Origin of the sequence: Streptomyces sp. NPDC002181 (assembly GCF_042890485.1) — a bacterium.
In the GTDB taxonomy this organism is placed as follows: Bacteria; Actinomycetota; Actinomycetes; order Streptomycetales; family Streptomycetaceae; genus Streptomyces.
In genome coordinates, this window is sequence record NZ_JBIASC010000011.1 from 108,876 (window position 1) to 135,565 (window position 26,690).

At 71.7% G+C, this 26,690-nt stretch carries 22 protein-coding genes, 1 tRNA gene and 1 pseudogene; 11 read left to right on the forward strand and 13 right to left on the reverse strand.

Annotation, left to right across the window (positions count from 1 at the left end; translation table 11 throughout):
• Positions 1 to 3: 3 nt before the first annotated feature.
• A complete protein-coding gene (locus tag ACFYXV_RS25000; protein ID WP_385475904.1) occupies positions 4 to 999 on the reverse strand; it encodes an SMI1/KNR4 family protein in 996 nt (331 codons plus the stop codon).
• 230 nt (positions 1,000 to 1,229) lie between these two features.
• Here ACFYXV_RS25000 and ACFYXV_RS25005 point away from each other — a divergent pair, with 230 nt between their 5' ends.
• Both ACFYXV_RS25005 and ACFYXV_RS25010 read left to right on the forward strand, forming a co-directional pair.
• Complete coding sequence (locus ACFYXV_RS25005) at positions 1,230 to 1,838, forward strand: YwqJ-related putative deaminase (protein WP_385475902.1); 609 nt, start codon at positions 1,230 to 1,232, stop codon at positions 1,836 to 1,838.
• A gap of 11 nt (positions 1,839 to 1,849) precedes the next feature.
• Positions 1,850 to 2,362, forward strand: coding sequence for an SUKH-3 domain-containing protein (locus ACFYXV_RS25010; RefSeq protein WP_383338089.1), 513 nt, complete (start codon positions 1,850 to 1,852; stop codon positions 2,360 to 2,362).
• A gap of 47 nt (positions 2,363 to 2,409) precedes the next feature.
• Here ACFYXV_RS25010 and ACFYXV_RS25015 read toward each other — a convergent pair whose 3' ends face one another.
• Complete coding sequence (locus ACFYXV_RS25015; RefSeq protein ID WP_389384082.1) at positions 2,410 to 3,705, reverse strand: sensor histidine kinase; 1,296 nt, start codon at positions 3,703 to 3,705, stop codon at positions 2,410 to 2,412.
• Positions 3,706 to 3,836: 131 nt separating this feature from the next.
• Between ACFYXV_RS25015 and ACFYXV_RS25020 the strand changes: the two are divergent.
• The 6 genes and pseudogenes from ACFYXV_RS25020 to pth all read left to right on the forward strand — a co-directional run bounded on the left by ACFYXV_RS25020 (position 3,837) and on the right by pth (position 8,852).
• A pseudogene (locus ACFYXV_RS25020) lies at positions 3,837 to 4,647 on the forward strand (hypothetical protein).
• Positions 4,648 to 4,657: 10 nt separating this feature from the next.
• Positions 4,658 to 4,729, forward strand: a tRNA-Gln gene (locus ACFYXV_RS25025).
• 110 nt (positions 4,730 to 4,839) lie between these two features.
• Positions 4,840 to 6,285, forward strand: a complete 1,446-nt coding sequence (gene glmU, locus ACFYXV_RS25030; protein WP_389384083.1) for a bifunctional UDP-N-acetylglucosamine diphosphorylase/glucosamine-1-phosphate N-acetyltransferase GlmU — start codon at positions 4,840 to 4,842, stop codon at positions 6,283 to 6,285.
• A 145-nt stretch (positions 6,286 to 6,430) separates the two neighbouring features.
• Positions 6,431 to 7,408: a ribose-phosphate diphosphokinase gene (locus ACFYXV_RS25035; RefSeq protein ID WP_048479135.1), complete on the forward strand. Its 978-nt coding sequence runs from the start codon at positions 6,431 to 6,433 to the stop codon at positions 7,406 to 7,408.
• A gap of 177 nt (positions 7,409 to 7,585) precedes the next feature.
• Positions 7,586 to 8,170, forward strand: a complete 585-nt coding sequence (locus tag ACFYXV_RS25040) for a 50S ribosomal protein L25/general stress protein Ctc (RefSeq protein ID WP_385475894.1) — start codon at positions 7,586 to 7,588, stop codon at positions 8,168 to 8,170.
• 91 nt (positions 8,171 to 8,261) lie between these two features.
• On the forward strand, positions 8,262 to 8,852 hold the full coding sequence (gene pth / locus ACFYXV_RS25045) for an aminoacyl-tRNA hydrolase (protein WP_383338079.1): 591 nt from the start codon (positions 8,262 to 8,264) through the stop codon (positions 8,850 to 8,852).
• An 85-nt stretch (positions 8,853 to 8,937) separates the two neighbouring features.
• On the opposite strand, the gene ppc is transcribed toward pth, so the two are convergent.
• The gene (ppc, locus tag ACFYXV_RS25050) at positions 8,938 to 11,706 is read right to left on the reverse strand and encodes a phosphoenolpyruvate carboxylase (protein WP_385475892.1); all 2,769 of its coding nucleotides are present in this window, start codon (positions 11,704 to 11,706) and stop codon (positions 8,938 to 8,940) included.
• A gap of 382 nt (positions 11,707 to 12,088) precedes the next feature.
• Here ppc and ACFYXV_RS25055 point away from each other — a divergent pair, with 382 nt between their 5' ends.
• Entirely contained in the window at positions 12,089 to 13,075 is a 987-nt protein-coding gene (locus ACFYXV_RS25055; protein WP_385475890.1) for an acyl-CoA desaturase, read from the forward strand.
• Positions 13,075 to 13,746 (forward strand): TetR/AcrR family transcriptional regulator, encoded by a 672-nt coding sequence (locus ACFYXV_RS25060; RefSeq protein ID WP_037836190.1) that lies wholly within the window; start codon positions 13,075 to 13,077, stop codon positions 13,744 to 13,746. The genes ACFYXV_RS25055 and ACFYXV_RS25060 overlap by 1 nt, the downstream gene beginning before the upstream one ends.
• Before the next feature lie 145 nt (positions 13,747 to 13,891).
• Here ACFYXV_RS25060 and ACFYXV_RS25065 read toward each other — a convergent pair whose 3' ends face one another.
• Together ACFYXV_RS25065 and ACFYXV_RS25070 are read right to left on the reverse strand one after the other, a co-directional pair.
• Positions 13,892 to 14,254 (reverse strand): VOC family protein, encoded by a 363-nt coding sequence (locus ACFYXV_RS25065; protein WP_383338071.1) that lies wholly within the window; start codon positions 14,252 to 14,254, stop codon positions 13,892 to 13,894.
• 5 nt (positions 14,255 to 14,259) lie between these two features.
• Positions 14,260 to 15,144 carry a trans-aconitate 2-methyltransferase gene (locus ACFYXV_RS25070; RefSeq protein WP_385477282.1) on the reverse strand — a complete coding sequence of 295 codons (885 nt, stop codon included), beginning with the start codon at positions 15,142 to 15,144 and terminating at the stop codon, positions 14,260 to 14,262.
• Between the two features lie 175 nt (positions 15,145 to 15,319).
• Between ACFYXV_RS25070 and ACFYXV_RS25075 the strand changes: the two genes are divergently transcribed.
• Positions 15,320 to 15,817 carry a MarR family winged helix-turn-helix transcriptional regulator gene (locus ACFYXV_RS25075; RefSeq protein ID WP_099891746.1) on the forward strand — a complete coding sequence of 166 codons (498 nt, stop codon included), beginning with the start codon at positions 15,320 to 15,322 and terminating at the stop codon, positions 15,815 to 15,817.
• Here the strand turns inward: ACFYXV_RS25075 and ACFYXV_RS25080 are convergent.
• From ACFYXV_RS25080 to ACFYXV_RS25115, 8 genes are all read right to left on the reverse strand, one after another.
• On the reverse strand, positions 15,776 to 16,540 hold the full coding sequence (locus tag ACFYXV_RS25080) for a LuxR C-terminal-related transcriptional regulator (RefSeq protein WP_389384084.1): 765 nt from the start codon (positions 16,538 to 16,540) through the stop codon (positions 15,776 to 15,778). The two genes, ACFYXV_RS25075 and ACFYXV_RS25080, sit on opposite strands and share 42 nt — an antisense overlap.
• Before the next feature lie 523 nt (positions 16,541 to 17,063).
• A complete protein-coding gene (gene galE, locus ACFYXV_RS25085; RefSeq protein ID WP_389384149.1) occupies positions 17,064 to 18,011 on the reverse strand; it encodes a UDP-glucose 4-epimerase GalE in 948 nt (315 codons plus the stop codon).
• A 77-nt stretch (positions 18,012 to 18,088) separates the two neighbouring features.
• Positions 18,089 to 18,787, reverse strand: coding sequence for a response regulator transcription factor (locus ACFYXV_RS25090; protein WP_385477274.1), 699 nt, complete (start codon positions 18,785 to 18,787; stop codon positions 18,089 to 18,091).
• Between the two features lie 143 nt (positions 18,788 to 18,930).
• Positions 18,931 to 20,721 (reverse strand): PQQ-binding-like beta-propeller repeat protein, encoded by a 1,791-nt coding sequence (locus ACFYXV_RS25095; protein WP_389384085.1) that lies wholly within the window; start codon positions 20,719 to 20,721, stop codon positions 18,931 to 18,933.
• Positions 20,722 to 20,768: 47 nt separating this feature from the next.
• The gene (locus tag ACFYXV_RS25100; protein WP_389384086.1) at positions 20,769 to 22,406 is read right to left on the reverse strand and encodes a PQQ-binding-like beta-propeller repeat protein; all 1,638 of its coding nucleotides are present in this window, start codon (positions 22,404 to 22,406) and stop codon (positions 20,769 to 20,771) included.
• 155 nt (positions 22,407 to 22,561) lie between these two features.
• On the reverse strand, positions 22,562 to 24,358 hold the full coding sequence (locus ACFYXV_RS25105; protein ID WP_385475799.1) for an ABC-F family ATP-binding cassette domain-containing protein: 1,797 nt from the start codon (positions 24,356 to 24,358) through the stop codon (positions 22,562 to 22,564).
• A gap of 27 nt (positions 24,359 to 24,385) precedes the next feature.
• A complete protein-coding gene (locus ACFYXV_RS25110) occupies positions 24,386 to 25,717 on the reverse strand; it encodes an acyltransferase family protein (RefSeq protein ID WP_389384087.1) in 1,332 nt (443 codons plus the stop codon).
• 82 nt (positions 25,718 to 25,799) lie between these two features.
• Complete coding sequence (locus ACFYXV_RS25115; protein ID WP_389384088.1) at positions 25,800 to 26,690, reverse strand: 4-(cytidine 5'-diphospho)-2-C-methyl-D-erythritol kinase; 891 nt, start codon at positions 26,688 to 26,690, stop codon at positions 25,800 to 25,802.

A 26,690-nucleotide genomic window follows, 5' to 3' on the forward strand; every position in this document is an offset into this window, starting at 1 on the left:
CCGTCACCCCTCCACCGGTGCCGCACCGGACACGGGAACCGAGCGTGCGAATCCGCCGTCCACCATCAGACCGGCCACCGTTTCCAACTCCGGCGGGTTGCCCGCCAACCGCTCCAGAAAGGCATCGAAATCGGCACCGCACGGCAGCAACAGACGCTCCACGCGCTCCTGCACGGACCAGCCGTCCCGGTCGCGGGCGTCGTCGTACGGGGAGAACCAGACCGAGCCGATCGCCTCGCCCTTCACCTTCAGCGCGAGCAGACCGCCCTGCACGAACGCCACGCACAGGTAGTCCTTCGTCAGGTGGTCCCGCAGACACTTGTTGACGTACACCAGGTCATTGACCGCCGCCTCCTCGCGCACCGTGAAGAACGGCTGGTCCACCAGCAGACCCAAGTCCACGTCGAGCCCGGCACCCACCGGCGCACAGCCGCCCGCCGCCTTCAAGAACGCGCGGTACGCCTCCGGCAGCCGGTAGCCGAGGTCCTCCTCGACGCCCTGAACCGCCTCCTCCGCGACCGACACCACCGTCTTCGGCAGCCCCAGGTGCACCGGGCGCAACTCCTGCAACGGCCGCGTCCCGCGCTTGCCGTGGTCGACCGGCGCCGTCGCCAGCCCGGCGTGATGCCGCAGCAACGCCTTCACCTCGACCGGGACCAGCTCCATCCGCCGCGTACCGGCCACGTGATGCCAGGTCCAGCCGTGCGGGGTCGCCACCGGACCGACGGTGTCCCACAGCGCGTGCCCCGCCGCGTGCATCGCCGCGTTCGCGGACACGCAGTCCGTCAGCCGCAGCTCGTCCACACCGAAGCCCTCCGGCGGCTCGGCGATCTCCACCGCCGCGCGCGCGTACGGGGAGAAGTCGGGATGTCCGTCCGCGTCCATCCGTACCCCGTGGGGATGCCGAGCGGCCCGGACCGGGTCCGGGAAATGCACGACCTGCCCGGAGTACGCGGCGTTGGGTGGCGCGGCCTGCTGCCCGAGCCGACCTGTCGTCATGGCGGTAGCCCCCTGCTGGATCTGGCTGGTTCACCACAGCCTATGTGGTCGGGCAAGAGCCCCACCCGCCCACGACCCCCGCACCCCCGCGAGGGCCAGGAACATCCGAATTGATACGAATATTCGACCCCGCTTCCACACGACAGGGGACATTTGACAGGCTGTCCCCTCGGCACGGGGGCGTGCGCGACAGCGGCCACCACCGCCGCCACGGGAGGGAAGACGCGACCATGCAGAACACGGCGACACGCACGGACACCGCCGACGGCGCCTCGGGACCGGGCGACCAGGGCGGCCAGGGCGACCAGGGCGACCCGGCAACAGGCAGGCAGACCGGGGCAGCCGCCCCGGCCGGAGACCCCCGCCTGCGCTGGAGCAGCACCGACGGCCGACCCGCCGCACCCGTCCTGCGCTTCCGCCGCGACGGCATCCTCCCCACCATCGCCGCCGCCCTCTCCGTACGCGGCGAAACCCTCACCGGCACCGCCGGCAAAGCCGACCAGCCACCCACCCTGCACCCCCTCGTCCAGGACTTCCTCGACACCCTCACCAGCGGCCAGCGGGAACGCTTCACCGGCCGCTGCCCCGAGGCCATCCTGCTCTCGCGCCACCTCGCCTCCGTGGAAGGCGCCCGCAGCAAACGCGCCTCCCGCAAGCCCCTCACCGCGAGCGAAGCCCGCCGCGCCCTGAAACACTCCAAGATCACCGCACGCCGCATCCGCGAGGACGGCGACCCGCTCCACGGCACCTACGCACCCCCCTGCCGCTCCTGCGAAGCCCTCCTCGCCCACTTCGGCGTACGCGCCGTCGACCTCACCCCCGCGTCAGAGAAGGCCTGACCTCCGCCACCATGACCACCTCCTCCGCCTCCTACGACCGCTCCTCGGCCACCCGCTTCCCGGGCCCCGTGGACACAGCCCTGCGCACCGCCGGCTGGGAACCCGGCCGCTGGGACATCAAGCAGGCCGAGTTCTGGGCCGACGCCCTGCGCGACCACACCACCCCGGCCGGCCACCGGCACACCGTCTTCCCGGCAGCCGTCGAAGCCTGGGCCGAATTCGGCGGCCTCCACATCACCGCGCCCGGCCCCGGCCGCCAGACGGCACCCACCCCCGTCCGCCTCGACCCGCTCACGGGCCTCCACCTCGCCCGCACCTTCGCCGACCTCGGCCGCGCCCTGTCCACCGAGCTCTGCCCCCTCGGCGTCGACGCCGACGCCGGCTCCCACCTCGCCATCGACCGCGAAGGCCGCGTCTACGGCATCGACCACACCGGCGACTGGTACCTGGGCACCGACCTGGACGAAGCCCTCACCCTCCTCCTCACCGGCCTCCAGCCCACCCGCCTCACCACGGCCCCCTGACGAACCCCCTCGGGCCGGCGCAGCTCACACGGACCGCGCCGGCCGGCCTACGCCCCCCGCGGAACGCACGGCAGGACCGCCGACACCTTGAAGCCGCCCTCCTCCGTCGGACCGGACACGAAGACACCCCCCAGGCCGAGCACCCGCTCGCGCATGCCGACCAGCCCGTTCCCCCCACTCGGCAGGCCCGGCTGGACCACGTCCGCCCCGCACGGCCCGTTCTCCACCTGCATGGCCACCTCACCCTCCCGATGAGCCAGCCGCACCACCACCCGCGCCCCCGGCGCATGCTTGTGGCAGTTCGTCAGCGCCTCCTGCACCACCCGGTACGCCGTCTGCTCCACCTCCGCCGGATACCCCGCCCCCGCGCCCCGGACGTCCAGCTCCACGGCCATCCCGGCCGCCCGCGACTGCCCGACCAGCGCCTCCAGCTCACCCAGCGAGGGCCCGGGACCGTCCTCGAAGCTCCCCACCAGCGCCGCCACCGGCACCGGGGCCGCCGCAGCGGAAGCGGCGACAGGGGCCCGCCTCGGCGACTCCGCCGCCCGCAGCACCCCCAGCATCTCCCGCAGCTCCGTCAACGCCTGCCGCCCCATGTCCCCCACGAGCGCGGCGTTCTTCACCGCCCGCTCCGGGTCCTTGGCCGCCACCGCCTCCAGCGCCGCCGCGTGCACCACCATCAGCGACACCCGGTGCGCCACCACGTCGTGCATCTCCCGCGCGATCCGCGTGCGCTCCTCCGTACGGGCCCACTCGGCCCGCTCCTCCGCCCGGTCCGCGAGCAGCGACAGCTCCCGCTCCAGCGAATCCGCCCGCTCCTGCAAGCTCTCCATCAGCCGCCGCCGCGCCCCTATGTACAGCCCCAGCAGCACCGGCGGCACGGTCAGCGCCACCGCCACGAACACGGACAGCACGATGACGAGCGACTGCGAGGCCCCCTGGTCCCCGCTGGTCCGCACGTACATCACCACGAAGGTCGCGACCAGCGACATCGAGGTCAGGGTCGCGGTGATCCGCCGGGGCACCTCGCAGGCGGCGAGCGTGTAGAGCCCGACCACGCCGAGCAGGAAGCCCATCGCGGCCGGCGACACGGCGATCCCGACCAGCACCACGGCGATCGGCCAGCGCCGCCGCAGCACGAGCACGGACCCCACGAGCAGCCCGAACAGCACCCCGACCGGCACCGGAAGCCCGGCCTCGTGCGCGAAGGGCACCCCCTCGACGGCGCACTCGACGGCCGACACGGCCGCCAGACCCACGTCGAGCACGGCCCCCCGCCGCCGCTCCCACCACCAGGGCCCGTCCCGCCCGGCCCCGCCCTGCTCTTCCCCCGTAATGGTCATGCCGTCCAGCGTACGCAGGGCCCCCAGCACACACGCGAACGGAATTCCGGCGATCCCGGGGTAATCGCACGTACGGCTGATTCGCCCGCTGGGCGGGATCTGAATCCCGCATTCCGGACGACATTGGCGACATGACCGAAATCCGGCGTCGCCCCGGCGACGGCACAGGCGGGCTCCGCACGGGCGCCGCGACCTTCGAATCCCTCCGCGAGCAGGCGGTGGCCCTCCGCCGCGAGGGCCTCAGCCGCCGCCAGATCCGCGACCGCCTGCACGTGCACAACAACGACGTCCTGAACCGCCTCCTGGACGGCGAACCCGCACCCGAATGGACGAAGCGCCCGAACGCGAAGGACGACCTCCGCGACCGCGCCCGCGAACTCCGCCTCCAGGGCCTCACCTACGACCAGATCCAGGTCGAGCCGGGCTGCTCGAAGAGCTCGATCCCCCTCTGGGTCCGCGACCTCCCCAAGCCGGAGCGGACCTCCCGCCCCACCGGCGCGGACATGGCGCGAGCCCAGCAGGGCCGCCAGAAGGCCCACGAGCGGAGGAAGGCCGAGGACGAAGCCGCACCAGCCGCATCCCCAGATCACCTTCACCAACAGCGACGCAAACATGATCCGTACGTTCCTCGGATGGCTGCGCCTCATGGGCGTGACGGACGACCGCCTGCGGTTCGGGCTCCAGATCCACGAGACCGCCGACGTGGCCGCGGCGGAGCACTACTGGGCCGAGGTCGTGGGCCTGGACGCGTCGCACTTCCACAAGACCGCCCTCAAGCGCCACAACCCGCGCACCAACCGCAAGAATGTCGGCGCGGCCTATTACGGGTGCTTGGCTGTACGCGTACTGCAAGGCGCCGATCTTTACCGTCGCATCGAGGGCTGGTGGTGCGGCATAGTAGGTGCCGTCGACTCAACCAACGGGACGCAATGTCCGGTTTAGTCGCAAATAGTCCCCTGTGGTGTAATTGGCAGCACTGAGGCTTTTGGTGCCTTATGTCCGGGTTCGAGTCCTGGCGGGGGAGCTCTTGTACACGCGGGTCCTGACCGGTCGGTCGGGACCCGGCTTCGTTTCCGGGGTGCGGCCCCCCGGTATCCTTCACGGGTCCACCACCCGAAGCCGAAGGGCATCCCCGTGAGCGCCAACCGCCCGGCAGCCGTCGTCGTACTCGCAGCGGGTGAAGGCACCCGCATGAAGTCGGCCACTCCCAAGGTTCTGCACGAGATCTGCGGGCGCTCGCTCGTGGGCCACGTAGTCGCCGCCTCGCGCGAGCTGGACCCCGAACACCTCGTGGTCGTCGTCGGCCACGCCCGCGAGCAGGTCACCGCGCACCTCGCCGGGATCGACGCGGGCGTGCGCACCGCCGTCCAGCACGAGCAGAACGGCACCGGACACGCCGTCCGCATGGCCCTCGAAGAGCTCGGCGGCACCGTCGACGGGACCGTGATCGTCGTCTGCGGCGACACGCCCCTGCTCACCGGGGAGACCCTGCGGCAGCTCGCGGCCACGCACGTGGCCGACGGCAACGCCGTCACCGTGCTCACCGCCGAGGTCCCCGACTCCACCGGCTACGGCCGCATCGTCCGTGACGGCGCCGGCGCCGTCACGGCCATCGTCGAGCACAAGGACGCCACCGACTCCCAGCGCGCGATCCGGGAGATCAACTCCGGGGTCTTCGCCTTCGACGGCGCCCTCCTCTCGGACGCGCTCGGCAAGGTGCGCACCGACAACAGTCAGGGCGAGGAGTACCTCACCGACGTGCTCGGCATCCTGCGCGAGGCCGGCCACCGCGTCGGCGCGGCCGTCGGCGGCGACCACCGCCAGATCCTCGGGATCAACAACCGCGTCCAGCTCGCCGAGGCCCGCGCGCTGTTGAACGCCCGCCTCCTGGAGCAGGCGATGCTGGCGGGCGTGACGGTCGTGGATCCCGCGAGCACGTTCGTCGACGTGACGGTGACCTTCGGGCAGGACGCGCTGGTCCACCCGGGTACGCAGCTGCTCGGCGCGACGCACGTCGCCGAGGGCGCCGAGGTCGGTCCGAACACGCGGCTCAAGGACACGCGGGTGGGCGCGCGGGCGCGCGTGGACAACACGGTGGCGGACACTGCGGTCATCGGCGAGTCGGCTTCGGTCGGCCCGTACGCGTACCTGCGTCCGGGGACGAACCTGGGCGTGAAGGCGAAGGCCGGTACGTACGTGGAGATGAAGAACGCGACGATCGGCGAGGGTACGAAGGTGCCGCACCTGTCGTACGTGGGCGACGCGACGATCGGCGAGTACACGAACATCGGTGCGGCGAGCGTGTTCGTGAACTACGACGGTGAGCACAAGCACCACACCACCATCGGCTCACATTGCAAGACGGGTTCGGACAACATGTTTGTGGCGCCCGTCACGATCGGGGACGGCGCGTACACGGCGGCCGGCTCGGTGATCACGAAGGACGTGCCGGCCGGTGCGCTGGCCGTGGCGCGTGGCCAGCAGCGCAATATCGAGGGCTGGGTGGCCCGCAAGCGTCCGGGAAGTGCTGCGGCGACGGCGGCGCAGTCGGCGGCTTCGGAGGATTCCGACCCCCACTGAGGCCTCGTTGAGGTGAACTGACCGGAAACAGGTAGGCCCGGCAGGGCGTACCGTGATACGTGCACGCAATTCGGCTGGCTCACCGTGTGCGGGACGGACGCACACGGGGGCGAGCAGCTTTCAACACGTCTGAGGAGACTGTGCTGTGACCGGGATCAAGACGACCGGCGAGAAGAAGCTGATGCTCTTCTCCGGCCGCGCCCACCCCGAGCTGGCCGAGGAGGTTGCGCATCAGCTGGGCGTCGCCCTCGTGCCGACCAAGGCTTTCGACTTCGCGAACGGTGAGATCTACGTTCGTTTCCAGGAGTCGGCTCGTGGCGCGGACTGCTTCCTGATCCAGAGCCACACGGCTCCGATCAATAAGTGGATCATGGAGCAGCTGATCATGATCGACGCGCTGAAGCGCGCGTCGGCCCGCTCCATCACCGTGATCATCCCGTCCTACGGCTACGCCCGTCAGGACAAGAAGCACAAGGGTCGCGAGCCGATCTCGGCCCGCCTGGTGGCCGATCTGCTGAAGACCTCGGGTGCGGACCGCATCCTGACGGTCGACCTGCACACGGACCAGATCCAGGGCTTCTTCGACGGTCCGGTGGACCACCTGTCGGCGCTGCCGGTCCTCGCGGACTACGTGGGCGCGAAGGTGGACCGTTCGAAGCTGACGATCGTCTCTCCGGACGCCGGCCGCGTGCGCGTCGCCGACCGCTGGTGCGACCGTCTGGACGCGCCGCTGGCGATCGTGCACAAGCGCCGCGACAAGGACGTCGCGAACCAGGTGACGGTCCACGAGGTCGTCGGTGAGGTCCGGGGCCGCGTCTGCGTCCTGGTCGACGACATGATCGACACGGGTGGCACGATCTGCGCCGCCGCCGACGCGCTGTTCGCGCACGGCGCGGAGGACGTCATCGTGACGGCGACGCACGGCATCCTGTCGGGGCCGGCGGCGGACCGTCTGAAGAACTCGAAGGTCAGCGAGTTCATCTTCACGAACACCCTGCCGGACCCGTCCGACCTGGAGCTCGACAAGATCACGGTCCTGTCGATCGCCCCGATGGTCGCGCGCGCGGTGCGCGAGGTCTTCGAGGACGGCTCGGTCACCAGCCTGTTCGAAGAGCAGCAGTAACCGGTAGCGCAGAGATCCTTTTGGGTGCGGCCTCCGCGCCGGGTAGACTCCACGAGTTGCTCGGCGAGGGAGGCCGCACCTTTTTGGTGTCGGTGCTCCGTTATCGACGCGCTCTTCGTAGCAGGCCGTTCAGGCCGGGTGACTGTGTCCGTTTCCATCACCCCACGAGGAGTGAGCATGTCCGAGGTCAAGCTTTCCGCCGAGCTCCGCACCACCTTCGGCAAGGGCTCTGCCCGCCAGGCCCGTCGCGACGCCATGGTTCCCGGCGTCATCTACGGTCACGGCAACGACCCGAAGCACGTCAACGTCGAGGGCCACGGCCTGGCGCTGGCGCTGCGTACCCCGAACGTCCTGATCTCCCTGGACATCGCGGGCGACGGCACCGAGCTGGTCATCCCGAAGGCCGTGCAGAAGCACCCCCTGAAGCGTTCGATCTCCCACGTCGACTTCCTGATCGTCAAGAAGGGCGAGAAGGTCACCGTCGAGGTCGCCGTCGTCACCGAGGGCGACCTGGCCGCCGGCAACAACATGCTGGAGACCCTCCTCAACACCATCACGGTCGAGGCCGAGGCCACCCACATCCCGACCGAGGTCACCGTTTCCATCGCGGGCCTTGAGGCCGGTGCCTCCATCCACGCCAAGGACCTGGTCCTGCCGGCCGGCACCACGCTGGCCGTCGACGGTGACACCGCCGTCCTGCAGGTCGTCGCCCCGCAGGCCGAGGAGCCGGCCGCCGAGGCCGCCGAGGGCGAAGAGGCCTGAGCCTCGCCCCTCCCCTTCAGCACTTGCTGATCGACCGCCGTCCGGCTCCACTGGGAGCGGGACGGCGGTCGTCCCCGTTTAAGGAGCATGGATGTCGGACGACGCGGCGCCGTGGCTGATCGTCGGCCTCGGTAACCCCGGTGCGGAGTACGCGGGCAACCGCCACAACATCGGGTTCATGGTGGTGGACCTGCTGGCCGAGCGGATGCGCGGGAAGTTCAAGGCGCACAAGGCGCGGGCGCAGGTGGTCGAGGGCCGCATGGGTCCGCCGGGGCCGGCGAACCGCCGGGTGGTGCTGGCGAAGCCCATGTCGTTCATGAACCTGTCGGGCGGGCCGGTGACGGCGCTGCGCGATTTCTACAAGGTGCCGGTGGACCGGATCGTGGCGGTCCACGACGAGCTGGACATCGACTATCCGACGCTGCGGCTGAAGCTGGGCGGCGGGGACAACGGGCACAACGGGCTGAAGTCGATGACGAAGTCGATGGGGCCTGAGTACCACCGGGTGCGGTGCGGCATCGGGCGGCCGCCGGGCCGCATGCAGGTCGCGGACTTCGTGCTGAAGGACTTCTCCTCCACGGAGCGCAAGGAGCTGGACTGGTTCGTGGACCGGGCCGCGGACGCGGTGGAGTGCCTGATCGCGGAGGGCCTGGAGCGGGCCCAGTCCGCGTACAACTCCTGACGGACGCACGACACGGGGAAGCCCCCGCACCGGCCGGTGCGGGGGCTTCCCCGTGTTCCGGGCCCGGTACGGGCCCCGGGCGCGCTCAGCCGGTGTTGCGCAGGCCCGCGGCCACGCCGTTGACCGTGAGCAGCAGAGCCCGGGCCAGCAGCGGGTCCGCGTCCTCGCCGCGGGCGGCGGCCGCGCGCTGGCGGGCCAGCAGGGAGACCTGGAGGTAGGAGATCGGGTCCAGGTAGGCGTCGCGGACGGCGAAGGTCTGCTGGAGGACCGGGTTGGAGTCCAGGAGCCGCTCGCCGCCGGTGATGCGCAGGACCTCGCGGACGGTGAGCTCGTGTTCGGCCTCGATGCGGGCGAAGACGTGCTTGAGGTCGTCCGGGACGAGGGTGTCGACGTAGTGGCGGGCGATCCGCAGGTCGGTCTTGGCCAGCGTCATCTCGACGTTGGACAGGAAGTTGCGGAAGAAGTGCCAGCGGGCGCCCATCTCGGCGAGGGCGTCGCCCTGGCCGGCCTCGCGCAGGGCCTTCAGGCCGGAGCCGACCCCGTACCAGCCGGGGACGATCTGGCGGGACTGGGTCCAGCCGAAGACCCACGGGATGGCGCGCAGTCCGTCGAGGCCCGCGCCCGAGTCGGGGCGCCGGGAGGGGCGCGAGCCCAGGTGGAGGTCGGCGAGCTGGTCGACGGGGGTGGCGGCGAAGAAGTACGCCGGCAGGTCCGGGTCCTCGACGAGTTCGCGGTAGGCGGTGTGCGCGGCGTCCGAGACGGTGTCCATGGCCGCGTCCCAGCGGGCGAGGTCGTCCTCGGACTGGCGGGGGGCGGTGTGCAGGGCGGAGGCCTGGAGGGTGGCCGCGACGGTCAGCTCCAGGTTCTCGCGGGCGAGTGACGGTACGAGGTACTTGTCGGAGATCACCTCGCCCTGCTCGGTGACCTTGATCTCGCCTTCGAGGGTGCCCCAGGGCTGGGCGAGGATCGCGTCGTGCGAGGGGCCGCCGCCGCGGCCGACGGTGCCGCCGCGGCCGTGGAAGAGGCGCAGGCGCACGCCGTAGCGGTGGGCGACGTCGCGCAGCCGGCGCTGGGCGCGGTGGATCTCCCACTGGCTGGTGGTGATGCCGCCGAACTTGGAGGAGTCGGAGTAGCCGAGCATGACCTCCTGGACGTCGCCGCGCAGCGAGACGAGGCGGCGGTAGGAGGGGTCGGCGAGCATGGCGTCGAGGATGACGTCGGCGGCCTTGAGTTCGTCGGTGGTTTCCAGGAGCGGGACGATGCCGATCTTGGCCCAGCCGGCGTGGAGGTCGACGAGGCCGGCCTCGCGGGCGAGGACGGCGGCGGCGAAGACGTCGTCGGCGCCCTGGCACATCGAGATGATGTACGACTCGATGACCTCGGGGCCGAACTTCTCGAAGGCGTCCTTGATGGCGGAGAAGACGCCGAGGGTCTTCTGTCCGGCGGCGTCGAGGGGTGCCGGGGTGGGGGCCAGCGGGCGGCGCGAGCGCAGTTCCTTGGCGAGGAGCTTCTGCCGGTAGTCGCGCGGCATGTCGGCGTAGCGCCAGGATTCCTCGCCGAGCCGGTCGAAGAGCTGGCCCAGCGCGTGGTGGTGGGCGTCGGCGTGTTCGCGGACGTCCATGGTGGCGAGCTGGAGGCCGAAGGCGGCCAGCGTGCGGATGGTGCGGTCCATGCGGCCGTCGGCGAAGAGGGCGCCGCGGTGCTCGCGCAGGGAGGTCTGGATGAGGGTGAGGTCCGTGAGGAGCTCGGCGGTGCCGAGGTAGTCGCGGCCTTCCTCGTGGGCGGTGCCCTTGGCGAGGCGCTCGCGGGTGTTGACGAGCTTCTGCCGGATGCAGGTGGCCTTCAGCCGGTACGGCTCCTCGGCGTTCAGCCGCTTGTAGCGCGGGCTGATCTCGGGGAGGCGCTCCAGGTCCGCCTGGAGGGAGGAGAGCAGCTCCTCGGTGGCGCCGGTGTAGCGGATGGAGTTCGACAGCAGTCCGCGCAGGAAGTCGATCAGTTCGAGGGCGTCGGTGATGCCGTGCTCGTGCTGGAGGATCAGGACGTCGCGGGTGACGTCGGGGGTGACGTTGGGGTTGCCGTCGCGGTCGCCGCCGATCCAGGTGCCGAAGGTGAGCGGGCGGGTGCCGGCGGGGATGTCGACGCCGACGCGCTGGAGCTCGGCGGCGAGGTCCTCCAGTACGTCGCCGACGGCGCCGGCGTGGAGCTCGTCGAGGTAGTAGATGGCGTTGCGGGCCTCGTCGGCGGGTTCGGGCCGTACGACGCGCAGCTCGTCGGTCTGCCAGACCAGGTCGATGTTCTCGGCGAGGCGCAGGTCGTGGCGGCGGCGTTCGCCGGCGCCGGCGACGGGCTCCTCCAGGAGGGCCGCGATGCGGCGCAGCTTGTTGAGGACGCTGCGGCGGGCCGCTTCGGTGGGGTGCGCCGTGAAGACGGGGCGGACGTTGAGGTTCTTGACCGTCTCGCGCAGGTGCTCGGGGTCGGCGTCCTTGAGCATGTCGGCGGTGCGGGCGAGGAGGCCGCCCTCGGCGGCGCGGTGGGCGCGCAGTTCCTTGCCCCGGTGTACCTGTTCGGTGACGTTGGCGAGGTGGAAGTAGGTGGAGAAGGCCCGTACGAGCTTGGCGGCGGTCTCCAGGTCGGTGTCGCCGAGCAGTGCGGCGGCGGCGATGCCGTCGGTGCGCGTGAGGGCGCGTACTTGTTCGACGAGGTCGAGGAGTTCTTGGCCTTCCTGGCGGACGAGGGTTTCGCCGAGGAGGTCGCCGAGGCGGCGGATGTCCGCGCGCAGCTCCGCGTTGGCGGCGGCGACGGCGGTGGCCGGGGCCTTGGCCGGGGTGGAGGAGGCCTGGTCAGCACTGCTCACAGGTGCGGCTCCTTGCAGTGTTCGAGCGCTACTGGGAGGTGGGCTCCGGGGTGCGCGGGGGAAGGGCCCGGACTCCTTCCCCGGCTGTGGCCGGGAGGGGTCCAGGGGGTGTCCCCCACCTGGTGCGCAGCTCGGCTGCCCGTGCGGACCGCGCTGTCCGACGACACCAGGATAGGTGTCCGGGCCTCGTGCCTCGCTAAACGTCTCACCAGGCGGCGCGCGGCCCGTTGTGAGCGCCCTTGAGAGCGCCTCGGGCACCGGTCGTGCTCCTCTTGCCCAAGGCTCCGGCTTTGCCATACTTACGTTGCCGTAGGTTACGGATCCGTAGCCTGGATGGGCGCCGTGGGCGTCCCACCGATCACTCACCCCCCAGGGGACCTTCATGACCACCAGTCCCGAGCTGATCGAGGACGCCTCGGCGGCCTCCGATTCCGATACCCCCGCTCCCTCCGCGACCCTCGGGGGCGAGAACAAGCGGTCCGTCGAGCAGATCGCCCTGCTGTTGTTCATCGTCGTTCCCTTCGTGGCTCTGCTGGCGGCGGTCCCGCTGACCTGGGGCTGGGGGGTGAGCTGGCTGGATCTCGGCCTGATGGTGTTCATGTACTTCCTGGCCTGCCACGGGATCACCATCGGTTTCCACCGGTACTTCACGCACGGTTCCTTCAAGGCGAAGCGCCCGCTGCGGATCGTGTTGGCCGTGATGGGTTCGATGGCGGTGGAGGGTCCGCTGGTGCGCTGGGTGGCGGACCACCGCAAGCACCACAAGTTCTCCGATCACGAGGGTGATCCGCATTCGCCGTGGCGGTTCGGCGAGAGCGTCCCGGCCCTGATGAAGGGGCTGTGGTGGGCGCACATCGGGTGGCTCTTCGACGAGGAGCAGACCAATCAGCAGAAGTACGCCCCGGACCTGATCAAGGACCCGGCGATCCGGCGGATCTCGCGTGACTTCGTCCTGTGGACGATCGTGTCGCTGGCGATCCCGCCGCTGGTCGGCGGTCTGGTGACGATGTCGTGGTGGGGCGCGTTCACGGCGTTCTTCTGGGGTTCGCTGGTACGGGTCGCGCTGCTGCACCACGTGACGTGGTCGATCAACTCGATCTGCCACGCGGTGGGCAAGCGTCCGTTCAAGTCCCGGGACCGTTCGGGCAACGTGTGGTGGCTGGCGGTGCTCTCGTGCGGGGAGTCGTGGCACAACCTGCACCACGCGGATCCGACGTCGGCACGGCACGGCGTGCTGCGCGGCCAGGTCGACTCCAGCGCCCGGCTGATCCGCTGGTTCGAGCTGGCGGGCTGGGCGACGGACGTGCGCTGGCCTTCCAAGGACCGCGTCGACGCCCGGCGCAGGGAAAACGCGTCGAACGCGGCATGATGGGGGACGTGGCGATCGACGGCAGCAGTTCCAGCAGCGACAAGCCCCGGCGTGGCCGCCGGGTCCGGATGACGGGCGCCGAACGGCGTCAGCAGCTGCTGGACATCGGCCGCACCCTGTTCGCGGAGAAGGGCTTCGAGGGCACGTCGGTGGAGGAGATCGCGGCGAAGGCCGGGGTTTCCAAGCCGGTGGTGTACGAGCACTTCGGGGGCAAGGAGGGCCTGTACGCGGTCGTCGTGGACCGGGAGATGCGCCAGCTGCTGGACGGGGTGACGGGTGCGCTGACGGCCGGGCATCCGCGGGAGCTGCTGGAGCAGGCGGCGTTCGCGCTGCTCGACTACATCGAGTCGTACACGGACGGTTTCCGCATCCTGGTCCGGGACTCTCCGGTCGCCCAGTCGACGGGTACGTTCGCCTCGCTGATCAGCGACATCGCCACGCAGGTCGAGGACATCCTGGGGCTGGAGTTCAAGGCGCGCGGGTTCGACCCGAAGCTGGCCCCGCTGTACGCGCAGGCGCTGGTCGGGATGGTCGCGCTGACCGGGCAGTGGTGGCTGGACGTGCGCCGGCCGAAGAAGGCGGAGGTCGCGGCGCATCTGGTGAACCTGGCCTGGCACGGGCTGGACGGGCTGGAGTCGAAGCCGCGGCTGGTCGGCCACCGCAAGAACTGAGCCCTGCGGCCGCGCACCGCGGCCGTACCGCGGGGACGCACCACGCGACGGCGCCCCGTCACCGGACCTCCGGTGGCGGGGCGCCGTCGCGTGGCGCGCCGGGCGCTCGGGCGCTCGGGGGCTCGGCACTCGGGCACCGAGGCACTCAGGCCAGCGGTTCGAGGAACTCCAGCCGGTTGCCCACGGGGTCCTCGGAGTAGAAGCGGCGGTGTCCCGGCAGGTTGTCGTCCCAGACGACCTCGGCGCCGCGCTCCGCCAGTCTGTCCGCGTACGCCTCGATCCCCGTGACCCGCAGCCCCGGGTGTGCCTTGCGGGCGGGCCGGAAGTCCTCCTCGACCCCCAGGTGCAGCTGCACGGGGCCGGCGGCGAACCAGCAGCCGCCACGGGCGGCGAGTACGGGCGGCTTGGGGATCTCGGTCATGCCGAGCACGTGGGTGTAGTACGCGCGGAGCCGGTCCTCGGAGCCGGGCGGCGCTGCGAGTTGGACGTGGTCGACTGCGGTCAGCACGGCGGTCAGAGCTCCTTGCGGGCGACGGCGAAGATGCGGCGGAAGGGGAAGACGGTGCCGCGCGGGCCGGGCGGGTAGGCCTCGCGCAGCAGGTCGCGGTATTCGGCGAGGAAGGCCTCCACCGCCGTCCGGTCGTCCCCGAGGGCGGTCAGCACGGGCCTGAGGGCGGTGCCCTTGACCCAGTCGAGCACCGGGTCGGTGCCGGTGAGCAGCTGGTGGTACGTGGTGTCCCAGGTGTCGACGGTGCAGCCCAGCTCGACGAACCGGTCCAGGTAGTCGCCGGGTTCGAGGAGGTGGATGTAGCGGGCGCCGTGGCCGGCGAGGCGGCTGCGCCAGCGCGGGGTGTCGCAGAGCCGGGCGAGCAGCGCGTGGCTGGGGGCGGTGAAGTTGGCGGGGATCTGGAAGGCGAAGGTGCCGCCGGGGCGCAGTCCGTTGATCCAGGCGGCGAAGGAGCCGGGGTGGCTCGGGACCCACTGGAGGGCCGCGTTGGAGACGATCAGGTCGTAGGGCTCCTCGGGGAGCCAGTGCGCGAGGTCGCCGTGGCGGAATTCGAGGCTGCCGCCGCCGGAGGTCCGTCCCGCGTACTCGTCGGTGGCGCGGCGGAGCATCTCCGGGGAGAGGTCGAAGCCGGTGATGTGGGCTTCGGGCCAGCGCTCGGCGAGGAGGGCGGTGACGTTGCCGGGGCCGCAGCCGAGGTCGGCGATGCGGGGCCCGGGGGTCTCCCCGGAGGGGGTCCGGGGGCGGGTGGGGAGCTCGGGTATCCGGTTCAGGAGGTCGAGGAAGGGGCGGGTTCGGTGTCCTGCGTGCCGGAGGTATTGCTGGGGGTCCCAGGTGGGCGCGGCCTGGGTGGTGGGTGCGGGGATCCTTGCCGACGCGGTATCGGAATGCATGTTCGAGCCTCCCTACTGGCGGGGCGGGCGGAAGCGGAAGCGTTTCCGGCCCCCTCCATGCCCATCGTCGCTCAGAATATATCTCGACGTCAAGATTCATGTGATCGAGATATCTATATCCGAGATCCTCGATTTGAAGAGACTTCACGTCGACAGACCCCTTACACTGATCGGCATGGAGGACGAGGTCGACCGATTGGTCGCGGCATGGCGGCGGGAGCGCCCTGACCTCGACGTGGAACCGCTCGAAGTGCTGAGCCGCGTCAGCAGGCTCGCCCGGCACCTCGACCGCGCCCGCAGGCTCGCCTTCTCCGAGCACGGCCTGGAGCCTTGGGAGTTCGACGTCCTGACGTCGCTGCGCCGCGCCGGAGCGCCCTACCAGCTCTCCCCCGGCCAGCTCCTGACGCAGACCCTGGTCACCTCGGGCACCATGACCAACCGCATCGACCGGCTCGCCAAGAAGGGCCTCGTCGAGCGGCTGCCCGACCCCAACGACCGGCGGGGGGTGCTCGTGCGCCTCACCCCGGAGGGGCGCGACCGCGCCGACGAGGCCCTGGCCGGCCTGCTGGCCCAGGAGAGGGCGATCCTCGCCCAGCTCTCCCAGGCCCAGCGCGGCGATCTGGCGGGACTGCTACGCCAGTTGACCGCTCCGTTCGACAACATCCCCGGCTAGCTCCGCCGGCCGTACGCCCGCCCGCCGGGCCAGGGCCACCGCCGCGAGCGTGGAGTGCACCCCGAGCTTGCCCAGCACGTTCTGCATGTGGGTGCGGACGGTGTGCGGGGACAGGAACAGCCGCGCCGCCACGTCCTTGCGGCCCAGCCCCGCCACCATGCAGCGCAGCACCTCGTGCTCGCGCGGCGTGAGGGACTCGACGAGCCGTTCGCTGTCCGTACGGTGTTTGCGCGCGGCGGTCAGTTCCCGCAGGACCCCGGTGAGCAGCGCGGGCGGCAGGTGGGTCTCCTCGCGCAGGACCCCGCGGATGACGGTCAGCAGCCGCGAGAGCGAGGAGTCCTTCGCCACCCAGCCGGAGGCCCCCGCCTGGAGGGCGTGGGCGGCCCGGCGCGGATCGTCGCGCTCGGCGAGCACGACGGTGCGGACCCCGGGGTGGGACACCCGCACCCCGGCGACGAGCGCGATCCCGTCGGTGCCGGGCGGTGGCCCGGAGCCCGATTCGCGCTGGGCGGGCACGGCCCCGGCGGCGGCGCCGAGATCGGCGTCGACGAGCAGGACGTCGAAGCGGCGGCCCTCGGCCACCGCGCGTTCGAGGCAGCGCAGCGCGGCGGGGCCGCTGCCGGCCGCGGACACGTCCACGTCGGGCTCGGCCGCGAGCGCGGCTGCGAGCGATTCGGCGAAGATGCGGTGATCGTCGACCACGAGAACCCGGATGCGAACCACAAAACCCCCAAGGGTCGGGGAACGGACGACTGCGGGCACGGCGCCCGGACCGGGTGATCCGCAGCTGCCGCGGCCGCCGCCGAGACATCTCTGCACTACCCCGGACCGGACGCCGTACCCGGCATGTCTCGACCCCTGAATCAACACCGGCCCCCACCGGCGTCACGCATCAGCGTAGAACGGGGTGCCGCTCACGGTTGGCCGAATAGCAGAAGTTTTTCGAGGGATTTTCCGGCTGGGCAGGTGTGAACCATGTTCGTGATGGCCTGAATTCGACCATGCAGACGGTCTGGAAGACGGTTTCCGCAGGGCCCGTGCCGCGGGCAGTTGCACGGAGGGCATTTCACCCGGCGCGTGCACGCCGGGCGCCCGCGCACCGCGCCCTCCCACGGCGCGGCCCGCGGCCGGCGCGCTCCCCCGCGCACGCCGAGGTCCGCGCCGCGCCGATCGCACCGCGCCCCCCGCACGGTCGGGTGCGGGGGGCGCGGGGGAAGGCCGGGCGGCGGGGTGGCGGGGCGGCGGGTCAGGAACGGTGCTTGCGCGTGAAGTTCCAGGCGTCCGTGATGATGCCGGTGAGGTCCGAGCGGGCCGGGGTCCAGCCGAGCCGCTCGTGGGCCGTGCGCGCGGAGGCGACGAGCACCGCCGGGTCGCCGGCCCGGCGCGGGGCGACGACCTCGGGGATCTCGGCGCCCGTGACCTTGCGGACCGTCTCGACGACCTCGCGGACCGAGAAGCCGTTGCCGTTGCCGAGGTTGCAGATGAGGTGCTCGCCCGCGGTGGCGGCCTCCAGGGCGGCCAGGTGGGCCTCCGCCAGGTCGGCCACGTGGATGTAGTCGCGGACGCAGGTGCCGTCCGGGGTCGGGTAGTCCTCGCCGAACACGGAGATCGACTCCCGCTCGCCCAGGGCGACCTGGAGCACCAGCGGGATCAGGTGGGTCTCGGGGTCGTGCCGCTCGCCGAACTCCCCGTACGCGCCGGCCACGTTGAAGTAGCGCAGCGAGACCGCCGCGACGCCGTGCGCCGCGCACTCTCCGGTGATCATGTGGTCGACGGCCAGCTTGGTGGCGCCGTAGGGGTTGGTGGGCTTGGTGACCGAGTCCTCGGTGAGCAGGCCCTCGGTGGGCTCGCCGTAGGTGGCGGCCGTGGAGGAGAACACCAGCTTGCCCACGCCGTGGGTGCGCATCGCGGCCAGCAGGGCCAGCGTGCCGCCGACGTTGTTCTCCCAGTACTTGCCCGGGTTGGCGACGGACTCGCCGACCTGCGAGGACGCCGCGAAGTGCAGCACCGCGTCGTAGGAGGGGTCCAGGTGGCGCTCGGCTTCCTGGATCCGGCCCTCGACGAAGGCGGCGCCCGCCGGGACGCCCTCGCGGAAGCCGGTGGACAGGTCGTCGAGGACGGTGACCTCGTGCCCGGCCTCCAGGAGGTGCGCCGCGACGACGCTGCCGACGTATCCGGCGCCGCCGGTGACCATGTATTTCACTCGTCCACTGCCTTCTCGCGGGGGAATGCACGCGGGCGCGTGCACGTGCCGGTCACTGGCTTACCGGATTACTGGCCTCCGGGGAAATCGGCGGCCGCCGACGGCAGTCCCGCCCGGTCCAGCAGGCCGGTACGGGCGGCCAGCGCGGCCGCCTCCAGCCGGGAGCCCACGCCCAGCTTCATCAGTACCCGCTGCACGTGCGTACGGGCGGTGCTCGGCGCGATCTCCATGCCCGCCGCGATGAGCCGGGTGTCCTCGCCCTCGGCTACCCGGACCAGCACCTCCACCTCGCGCGGGGTGAGCAGCCGCAGCAGTCGGCTGCCCTCGTCGTCGGGCTGGGCGGCGGGGTTGAGGAGCTCCGCGAAGGCGCCCTGGAGCAGCTGCGGGGAGATCACCACCTCCCCCGCCCGGGCTTTGGCCAGCGCCCGCTCCACCCCTTCGATCCGCTCGTCGTGGCGTACGTACCCCGAGGCGCCGGCGGCGAAGGCGGCCGCGATCCCGCGGGGGCTCGGCACCGGGCCGAGGACGACCACGGCGATCTGCGGCCGCTCCCGCTTGATCCGGGCGACCGGCTCGAAGACCCCCGGTTCGGCGGGGGTCGCGGTGCCCAGCAGACAGACCTCCGGCGCCCGGCTGATGACCAGCTCGGCGGCGCCCGCGGCCGGGGCGGCCGCGGCCAGCACCCGGTGCCCGCGCAGTTTGAGGGCCGAGGCCAGCGCCTCGGCCAGCAGCCGGTGCTCGTCGAGCACCATGACCCGTACGCCCATCGCGCACCCACCCCCGCCCTTCTGACCCGGCAAGCTACACGCTTGTTCGACGGTGCGCGGCGGATACCGCGCAGAAGCCCCCGGAAGGCGGACCTTCCGGGGGCTCGTGCCGGCTGCCGTGAACGGCCGCGATCGGCCGGGTATCAGCTGGCGGTGAAGGAGACGAACAGGTATTCGGGATCGCCCTTGTCGGAGTACGGCTTCCGGGCCGTCGTCCGGGAGATGAAGAGCTTGCCGTTGTGGTAGCGGTATTCGGAGAAGTCGGGCGAGAAGCCGGTCTCGGCGGTGCGGCTGGCCTTCTCCGCCGGGTTCTCCATGAGGACGGTCTCCTTCATCGTCGTACCGTCGATGCTGATGACCTGGCCGCCCTTGTCGTACGGGGGCTCCTTGTAGGCGATGATGTTCGGCCCGTCCATGCGGAGCGGGAACAGCGTGTACCGCTCGCCCGCGTCGGCGCGGTCGGTGGTCTGCTTGCCGGTCTCCAGGTCGAAGGAGAGCAGCTCGTTGGTGCGGCCGACGTCCGCCGAGCCCTGGTGCTCGATCGAGGGCAGGTAGATCTTGCCGTTGCCGACCACGAAGCCGGCGCACTTCTCGACCTCGGTGCCGCCGCACTTGCCGCCGAAGTTGCCGGAGGCGAGCGAGATGCGCGCCTTCAGCTCGCCCTTGGGGTCGACGACGAAGAGGTCGCTGACGCCGGAGGCGTTCTTGGCGGTCTTGCCGACGTCGGCGCCGACGATGAGGGGCTTGGTCGCGACGATGGACGCCCACTGGATGCCCGGGGAGAGCTTGTACGAGGACAGCTGGGCGCCGGTGGCCGGATCCAGCGTCTGCGCGTACAGGGTCTGGTTGTCGCCGCTGCCGCACTTGCGGATCACGCCGAGGGCCTCGCCGCCGGCGTAGCCGCTGTCGTAGCAGCCCTCGCCGTCGACCTTGGGCGTCCACAGCGGCTTGCCGTCGGCGAGGTTCCAGGCGGCGCCGCCGCTGGTGCCGCCCGCGGCGACGGTCTGGCCGCTGATGGTGACCTCGTAGTAGGAGGCGGGCTTGTCGCCGGTGGTGGCGCCCTTGGCGTTGCCGGACCACAGGAGCTTTCCGGCGTTCAGGTCGATGACGCCGACCTCGGTGCACGCGGGGTACTTGTTGTCGGGCGTGGGCTTGGTGGGCCGGAAGAGGACGGCCGTCTTGTTGTCGCTGACGTGCTTGGTGGCGGCGCAGAGCTCGCCGGGGAGGGGGACCTCCCACTTCTTGCCGCCGTCGACGGTGTTGTAGCCGACGACCTTCGCCACGTCCGACTTGATGTAGGTGGAGTCGGTGATCCACGAGCCCGCGACCGTGACGACCTCTTCCGGGGTCGGGTTGGGCTGGTTGAACAGCGGCTTCGACTTGGTGTTGGCGGGCACCTTCTCCGAACCGGGGGTGCCGGAGGCGGGCTTGTCGCCCCCGGTGGTGCCGTTCGCGGTGGGCTGCTTGTCGCCGCCGCCGCCGTCGCCGGAGACGTACCAGAAGCCGCCCGCGATGATCAGGACGATGGCCAGCAGGGCCGCGCCGACGATCATCAGCTGGGTGCGCTTGTCGTTGCCGCCGCCCGGACCGGCCGGGGCCGCGGGCCGGGCCGCGTACATGGGCGCCGTGGGCGCGCCGTAGGACTGCGGGGCTCCGGCCCCGGCGGGGGGCTGCTGCTGCGGATAGCCGTACCCCTGCTGGGGATAGCCGTACGCCGGCTGCTCCTGCGGCGGTACGCCCGGTGCGGCGGGCGCGGTCGGCGGGCCCGGCGGTACGGGCGGCTGCTGCGGCGGGGCCGGCGGCATGGGCGGCGGCTGCGGGGCGCCCTGCGGCGCGGGCGGCGGCTGCGGCGCGCCGAAGGCGCCGGGCGCGGGCTCCTGCGGCGCGCCGAAGCCGCCGGCGGGCGGCTGATGGGGGGGCGGCGGGGTACTCATCGCTTGCTACTGCCTCTCGGTGGGCGGCTCGGTGGACTCGCTGCGCGTCATTTGCCGAAGACCATCAGGAGCTTCTCGGCGGTGCCCTTGGCGAGAAGACGGGACTGGGAGACGAAGAGCCTGCCGTCCGCGTAGTCGACGATCGGGGTGAAGAAGGAGCTCTCGATCGGGGCGGACGCCCCCGACGGGTTGCGCAGCAGCGCGGTGGGCGTGCCGCCGGCGGCGGGGATCGAGACGACCTCGCCGCCCTGGTCGGAGGTGGCCTTGCGGTAGGCGATCAGCTGCCCGTTCGCGGCGCTCAACGGGACGATGGTGCGGCCGTCCCCGGCCGGGGTGCGCCACTTGGCCTTGCCGGTGCCCAGGTCGAAGGCGACGATCTCGTTGGCCTTGCCCGACTCGGCGACGGTCGGCATGTAGAGGGTGCCCGCGTCCACGGCGGTGGTGGAGCAGATCTCGACGGAGCGGAAGAGGCCGTTGGTGCACTCGGTGGCGAAGCTGCCCTCGCCGCTCACGGTGGCGCGCTGCTTCCCGTCGGGTCCCAGGACCACGATGGCGCGTTCCTTCTTGTCCTGGTTGCCGATGTCGAGGACGAGCGGGTCGAGCGAATAGACGGCGCCGACCTTGTACTTGGCGGGCAGCCTGAAGGTCCAGGTCTTCTTGCCGGTGACCGGGTCGGCGTCGGAGACCTCGCTGGAGAGGTCGTCGTCGTAGCAGGTCGCGATGGCGATCATCTTGCCCTTGTTCGCCACGTACGCGTCGGGCTTGCAGCCCTCGGCGGTGGCGCTGCCGAACAGTTTGTCGCCGGTGCTGACCTTGAAGGCGCTGGCGGTGCCGCTGCGGCTGACGGCGACGGTGTCGCCGGTGATGCCCAGGCTGGGGCTGGTCATGATGTCGAAGAGGCCCTCCTTGGGGACCTCCTTCGTCCAGCCTTCCTTGCCGGTCTTGAGGTCGACCTGCTTCATCTGGTTGCAGGTTGCGGAGTCGCCGTCGCCGTCCTTGAACATGACGACGGTCTTGCCCTCGGCGGTGGTCTGCTTGGTGACGGAGCAGATGGGAGTGGGGAGGGCGAGCGTCCACTTCTCCTTGCCGTCGGTGGCCCCGTACGCGGTGAGGTTCTTCCAGACGCTCTTGACGACGGTGTCGCCGACGACCCACTGGCCGGCGGAGTCCACGCCGAGGCCGGGACCGTCGATCTTGGCGGTCTTGAGCCAGAGCGTCTTGTCCTCGCCCTGCTTGCGGCCGGCGTTGAGGTCCTCGGTCTGGCTGCTCCCGTTGCCGCTGCCGTCACCGTTGTCCACGGTGGCGGAGGGCTTGGCGTCGGCGGGCGTGGAGCCCTGCGCGACGGGCTGCTTCGGGTCCTGGTCGCCGGTGCGGAAGGCGAAGTAGCCTCCGGCGCCCAGGACGAGCACGCCGGCGACGGCCGCGGCGACGAAGACGGCCGTCTTCTTCTTCGGCGGCTGCGGGGCGCCCCCGGTCCGGGGCATGCCGGCGGTGGGCATGCCGGGCGGCGGCGGGAAGTGGCCCTGGTGGGGCGCGGGCTGCTGCATGGGCTGCGTGGGCGGCTGCTGCGCGTACGGGTTGTCACCCTGCTGGGGGTACCCGTAGCCCTGCTGCGGCGGGCCGGGCAGGTGACCGTAACCGGAAGGCGTGGGCGGCTGGTTCGGCGGCTGGGGCGGCTCGGTCATCAGCGCGTACCTTCGGCGTCGGGTGGCGTGGGGGGATGACCTTTCTATCACTGACGGCGCTTTTACATCGGGCCGGTCCAGCCCCTGTTCCCAAGGGAGAACCGGCCCGTGACAACGCCGTTATCGGGTCGGGCGACGCCTGCCCCCGGCGGAATCTAGGACTCCTCGGCCAGCTCCAGCCAGCGCATCTCCAATTCGTCGCGCTCCGAGATGAGTTCGCGGAGCTCGGCGTCGAGCTTGGCGACCTTGTCGAAGTCGGTGGCGTTCTCGGCGATCTGCGCGTGCAGGTTCGTCTCGCGGTCGGACATCTTGTTGAGCTGCCGCTCGATCTTCTGGAGTTCCTTCTTCGCCGCGCGGGAGTCGCCGGAGGAAGAGGACTTGGCGGCGGCCGGAGCGGGCGCCGGGGCAGCCGCCTCGATCATCTTCTGCCGGCGCTCCAGGTACTCGTCCAGGCCGCGCGGCAGCATCCGCAGGCTCGCGTCGCCCAGCAGCGCCATCACCGTGTCGGTGGTGCGCTCGATGAAGAACCGGTCGTGGGAGATGACGATCATCGAGCCGGGCCAGCCGTCGAGGAGGTCCTCCAGCTGGGTGAGGGTCTCGATGTCGAGGTCGTTGGTGGGCTCGTCGAGGAAGAGCACGTTGGGCTCGTCCATCAGCAGGCGCAGGATCTGCAGCCGGCGCCGCTCACCACCCGACAGGTCGCCGACGGGCGTCCACTGCTTCTCCTTGGTGAAGCCGAACTGCTCGCACAGCTGACCGGCCGTCATCTCGCGGCCCTTGCCGAGGTCGACGCGGTCGCGCACCCGCTGCACGGCCTCCAGGACCCGCAGGGACGGGTCGAGTTCGCCGACCTCCTGGGAGAGGTACGCCAGCTTGACCGTCTTGCCGACGGTGACGGTACCGGCCACCGGCTGGACGTCGCCCTGCGTACGGGCCGCCTCCGCGAGCGCCCGCAGCAGCGAGGTCTTGCCCGCGCCGTTGACGCCGACGAGACCGATGCGGTCGCCGGGGCCCAAGTGCCAGGTGAGGTGCTTGAGCAGGACCTTCGGTCCGGCCTGGACGCTGACGTTCTCCAGGTCGAACACGGTCTTGCCCAGGCGGGCGTTGGCGAAGCGCATCAGCTCGGACTTGTCGCGCGGCGGCGGCACGTCGGCGATGAGCTCGTTGGCGGCCTCGATGCGGTAGCGCGGCTTGGAGGTCCGGGCGGGGGCGCCGCGGCGCAGCCAGGCCAGCTCCTTGCGCATCAGGTTCTGCCGCTTGGTCTCCTCGGTGGCGGCGATGCGCTCGCGCTCGGCGCGGGCGAAGACGTAGTCGCTGTAGCCGCCCTCGTACTCGTAGACGGAACCGCGCTGGACGTCCCACATGCGGGTGCAGACCTGGTCGAGGAACCAGCGGTCGTGGGTGACGCAGACGAGCGCGGAGCGGCGCTCTTGGAGGTGCTTGGCCAGCCAGGAGATGCCCTCGACGTCGAGGTGGTTGGTGGGCTCGTCGAGGACGAGGAGGTCCTGGTCGGCGATGAGCAGCTTGGCGAGCGCGATGCGGCGGCGCTCGCCGCCGGAGAGCGGGCCGATGACGGTGTCGAGGCCCTGGCCGAAGCCGGGGAGGTCGAGGCCGCCGAAGAGTCCGGTGAGCACGTCGCGGATCTTGGAGTTGCCGGCCCACTCGTGGTCGGCCATGTCCCGGATGATCTCGTGGCGGATGGTCGCCGCGGGGTCGAGGGAGTCGTGCTGGGTGAGGACGCCCATGCGCAGGCCGCCGCTCTGGGTGACCCGGCCGGTGTCGGGCTCCTCCAGCTTGGCGAGCATCCGGATGAGGGTGGTCTTGCCGTCGCCGTTGCGGCCCACGACACCGATCCGGTCTCCCTCGGACACGCCGAGGGAGATGCCGTCGAGCAGGGCACGGGTTCCGTACACCTTGCCGACTGCCTCGACATTGACCAGATTGACGGCCATCAGACGCGCTCCAGGGAAGGGTGTGGATCAGCCCCTCAGCCTAACCCTCCGAGCCGATGCCGAGCGCTCCACCAGGAGCCAGCCTCCCAGAGCCATGCCGATGGCGGCGGGCGCGGTGACCGGAAGGGCGATGAGGGTGGCGCTGTGGCCCTCCAGCAGTCCGCCGAGCCCGGTCATGGACAGACCGAGGATCCCGAGCAGGCACAGGGTGATGCCGAGGGCGGCGCGGGGCCCGGATCCGGCCTCGGCACGCCGGCTGCCCGGGGCTTCGAAGCGGCGGAAGAGCGCGACGAGTACGCCGGTCAGCGCGGCGGCGGCGAGCAGCCGGACGGGGACCTGCGCCCACCAGGCGGCGGTGGCCGGCTCGGGCAGGCGCAGGCCGAGGCCGAGCTGGGCGGCGTACACGGCGAGCATGGCGGTGAGGTGCCAGAGGAAGGCGGTCATGGCGATCCCGTTGGCGGCGACGACACCGCGCCAGACGCGGGGCCGGGCGAGCAGCGCGGCGGCGGGCGCCTTGAGCAGCTCCGCGGCTCCGACGAGCCACGCCCCGTGCGCCAGCAGCGCGAGGGTGGGCGGGGCCATGTTGGACACCTTCTCGCCCGGCATCCCGACCATGGACAGCGGGTACGGGCCGTAGGCGACGAGCAGCACGGCGCCGGCCAGCCCGGCGGCGGCGAGCAGTGCGGGGCGGGTGATCCGTCCGTCGGCGCGCAGGAAGCCGAGCTGGTGGACGGCGAGCCAGACGAAGGCGAAGTTCAGGAACTCCACGTACGGGACGGCGAGCGCGAAGCGCAGCAGGTCGACGGCGGCCGCGGCCGCGGCCAGTGCGGCGAAGGCCCCCCAGCCCCACCGCCGGTGGAGCTCCAGCAGGGCCGGGGTGAAGGCGACCATGGCGAGGTAGATCCCGATGAACCACAGCGGCTGGGTGACCAGCCGCAGGGCGGCCCCGGTCAGCTTCCCCTCCCCCGCGCCGGCGAGCTGAACGGCGAGCGCCCCGGCGGTCCAGACGAGGACGAAGACCAGGGTGGGCCGCAGCAGCCGCTGGAGCCGGGCCCGCAGGAAGGCGGCGTAGACCGGCCGTCCGTCGGCCCGCCGGGCCAGGGACCGGTACGACAGGGCGTGTGAGAACCCGCCGACGAAGAAGAACACCGGCATGATCTGCAGGCCCCAGGTGAGCACTTGGAGCGCGGGGACGAGGGCGAGCAGGTTGCCCATGCCCTCGCTGCTGACGGCGGCCATCAGCCAGTGCCCGAGCAACACGGTCCCGAGCGAGGCGACCCGCAGCAGGTCGACGTACCGGTCCCGGCTCCCGGGGGTGGCCTCGGCGAGGTCCTTGGCGGTGTGCGCGGCGTATCCCATGGGTGCACGTTCCCGCCCGGGGCCGGGCGGGAACAGAGCGCTGGTACTCAGTTCGCTCTGGGTACCTGCGTACGGGGGCGCTTCAGGACGACAGGACCGTGGCCCCCGGGGCCGGGCCGGTGGCCGTCCGGGTCGTGCGGCAGGTGCCCGAGGCTTCGAGGGCCGCGGCGACCTTGAGGGCGGATTCCGGGTCGCGGACCAGGAAGGCCGTCGTCGGGCCGGAGCCGGAGACCAGCGTGGCCAGGGCGCCGGCGGAGGTGCCCGCCTCCAGCGTCGCGGCCAGCTGAGGACGCAGCGACAGGGCCGCCGGCTGGAGGTCGTTGGCCAGGGTCGCGGCGAGGGCGTCCGCCTCGCCGGAGGCGAGGGCGGCGAGCAGCGCGGGCGAGGCCTCGGGGACCGGGATGCTCCGGCCCTCGGCCAGCCGGTCGAACTCGCGGAACACCGCGGGCGTCGACAGTCCGCCGTCGGCCACGGCGAACACCCAGTGGAAGGTGCCCGCCTCGACCGGGGTCAGGAGCTCCCCGCGCCCGGTGCCCAGAGCCGCCCCGCCGATCAGGCTGAACGGCACGTCGCTGCCGAGTTCCGCGCAGATCTCCAGGAGCCGGGCGCGCGGGGTGTTCAGGCCCCACAGGGCGTCGCAGGCCAGCAGCGCGCCGGCGCCGTCGGCGCTGCCGCCCGCCATGCCGCCGGCGACGGGGATGTTCTTCGCGATGTGCAGGTGGACGGCGTCGGAGAGGCCGTTGCGGGCGGCCAGGATCTCGGCGGCCCGCGCCGCCAGGTTCGTACGGTCCAGCGGGACCTGGTCGGCGTCCGGGCCGGTGCAGGTGACCGTCAGGGTGTCGGCCGGGGTGACCGTCACCTCGTCGTACAGGGACACCGCGAGGAAGACGTTGGCCAGGTCGTGGAAGCCGTCGGCCCGGGCCGCGCCCACCGCCAGCTGCACGTTGACCTTCGCGGGGACCCGTACCGTCAC

What these genes read in the sequence shown, in the direction of transcription:
- ACFYXV_RS25105 (WP_385475799.1), bottom strand. Translation starts at nt 24,358, where the DNA reads ATGGCCGTCAATCTGGTCAATGTCGAGGCAGTCGGCAAGGTGTACGGA.
- ACFYXV_RS25000 (WP_385475904.1), bottom strand. Translation starts at nt 999, where the DNA reads ATGACGACAGGTCGGCTCGGGCAGCAGGCCGCGCCACCCAACGCCGCG.
- pth (WP_383338079.1), top strand. Translation starts at nt 8,262, where the DNA reads ATGTCGGACGACGCGGCGCCGTGGCTGATCGTCGGCCTCGGTAACCCC.
- ACFYXV_RS25075 (WP_099891746.1), top strand. Translation starts at nt 15,320, where the DNA reads ATGGAGGACGAGGTCGACCGATTGGTCGCGGCATGGCGGCGGGAGCGC.
- ACFYXV_RS25070 (WP_385477282.1), bottom strand. Translation starts at nt 15,144, where the DNA reads ATGCATTCCGATACCGCGTCGGCAAGGATCCCCGCACCCACCACCCAG.
- ACFYXV_RS25100 (WP_389384086.1), bottom strand. Translation starts at nt 22,406, where the DNA reads ATGACCGAGCCGCCCCAGCCGCCGAACCAGCCGCCCACGCCTTCCGGT.
- ACFYXV_RS25090 (WP_385477274.1), bottom strand. Translation starts at nt 18,787, where the DNA reads ATGGGCGTACGGGTCATGGTGCTCGACGAGCACCGGCTGCTGGCCGAG.
- ACFYXV_RS25095 (WP_389384085.1), bottom strand. Translation starts at nt 20,721, where the DNA reads ATGAGTACCCCGCCGCCCCCCCATCAGCCGCCCGCCGGCGGCTTCGGC.
- ACFYXV_RS25005 (WP_385475902.1), top strand. Translation starts at nt 1,230, where the DNA reads ATGCAGAACACGGCGACACGCACGGACACCGCCGACGGCGCCTCGGGA.
- ACFYXV_RS25110 (WP_389384087.1), bottom strand. Translation starts at nt 25,717, where the DNA reads ATGGGATACGCCGCGCACACCGCCAAGGACCTCGCCGAGGCCACCCCC.
- ACFYXV_RS25015 (WP_389384082.1), bottom strand. Translation starts at nt 3,705, where the DNA reads ATGACCATTACGGGGGAAGAGCAGGGCGGGGCCGGGCGGGACGGGCCC.
- galE (WP_389384149.1), bottom strand. Translation starts at nt 18,011, where the DNA reads ATGGTCACCGGCGGCGCCGGATACGTCGGCAGCGTCGTCGCGGCGCAC.
- ACFYXV_RS25055 (WP_385475890.1), top strand. Translation starts at nt 12,089, where the DNA reads ATGACCACCAGTCCCGAGCTGATCGAGGACGCCTCGGCGGCCTCCGAT.
- ACFYXV_RS25060 (WP_037836190.1), top strand. Translation starts at nt 13,075, where the DNA reads ATGGGGGACGTGGCGATCGACGGCAGCAGTTCCAGCAGCGACAAGCCC.
- ACFYXV_RS25040 (WP_385475894.1), top strand. Translation starts at nt 7,586, where the DNA reads ATGTCCGAGGTCAAGCTTTCCGCCGAGCTCCGCACCACCTTCGGCAAG.
- ACFYXV_RS25010 (WP_383338089.1), top strand. Translation starts at nt 1,850, where the DNA reads ATGACCACCTCCTCCGCCTCCTACGACCGCTCCTCGGCCACCCGCTTC.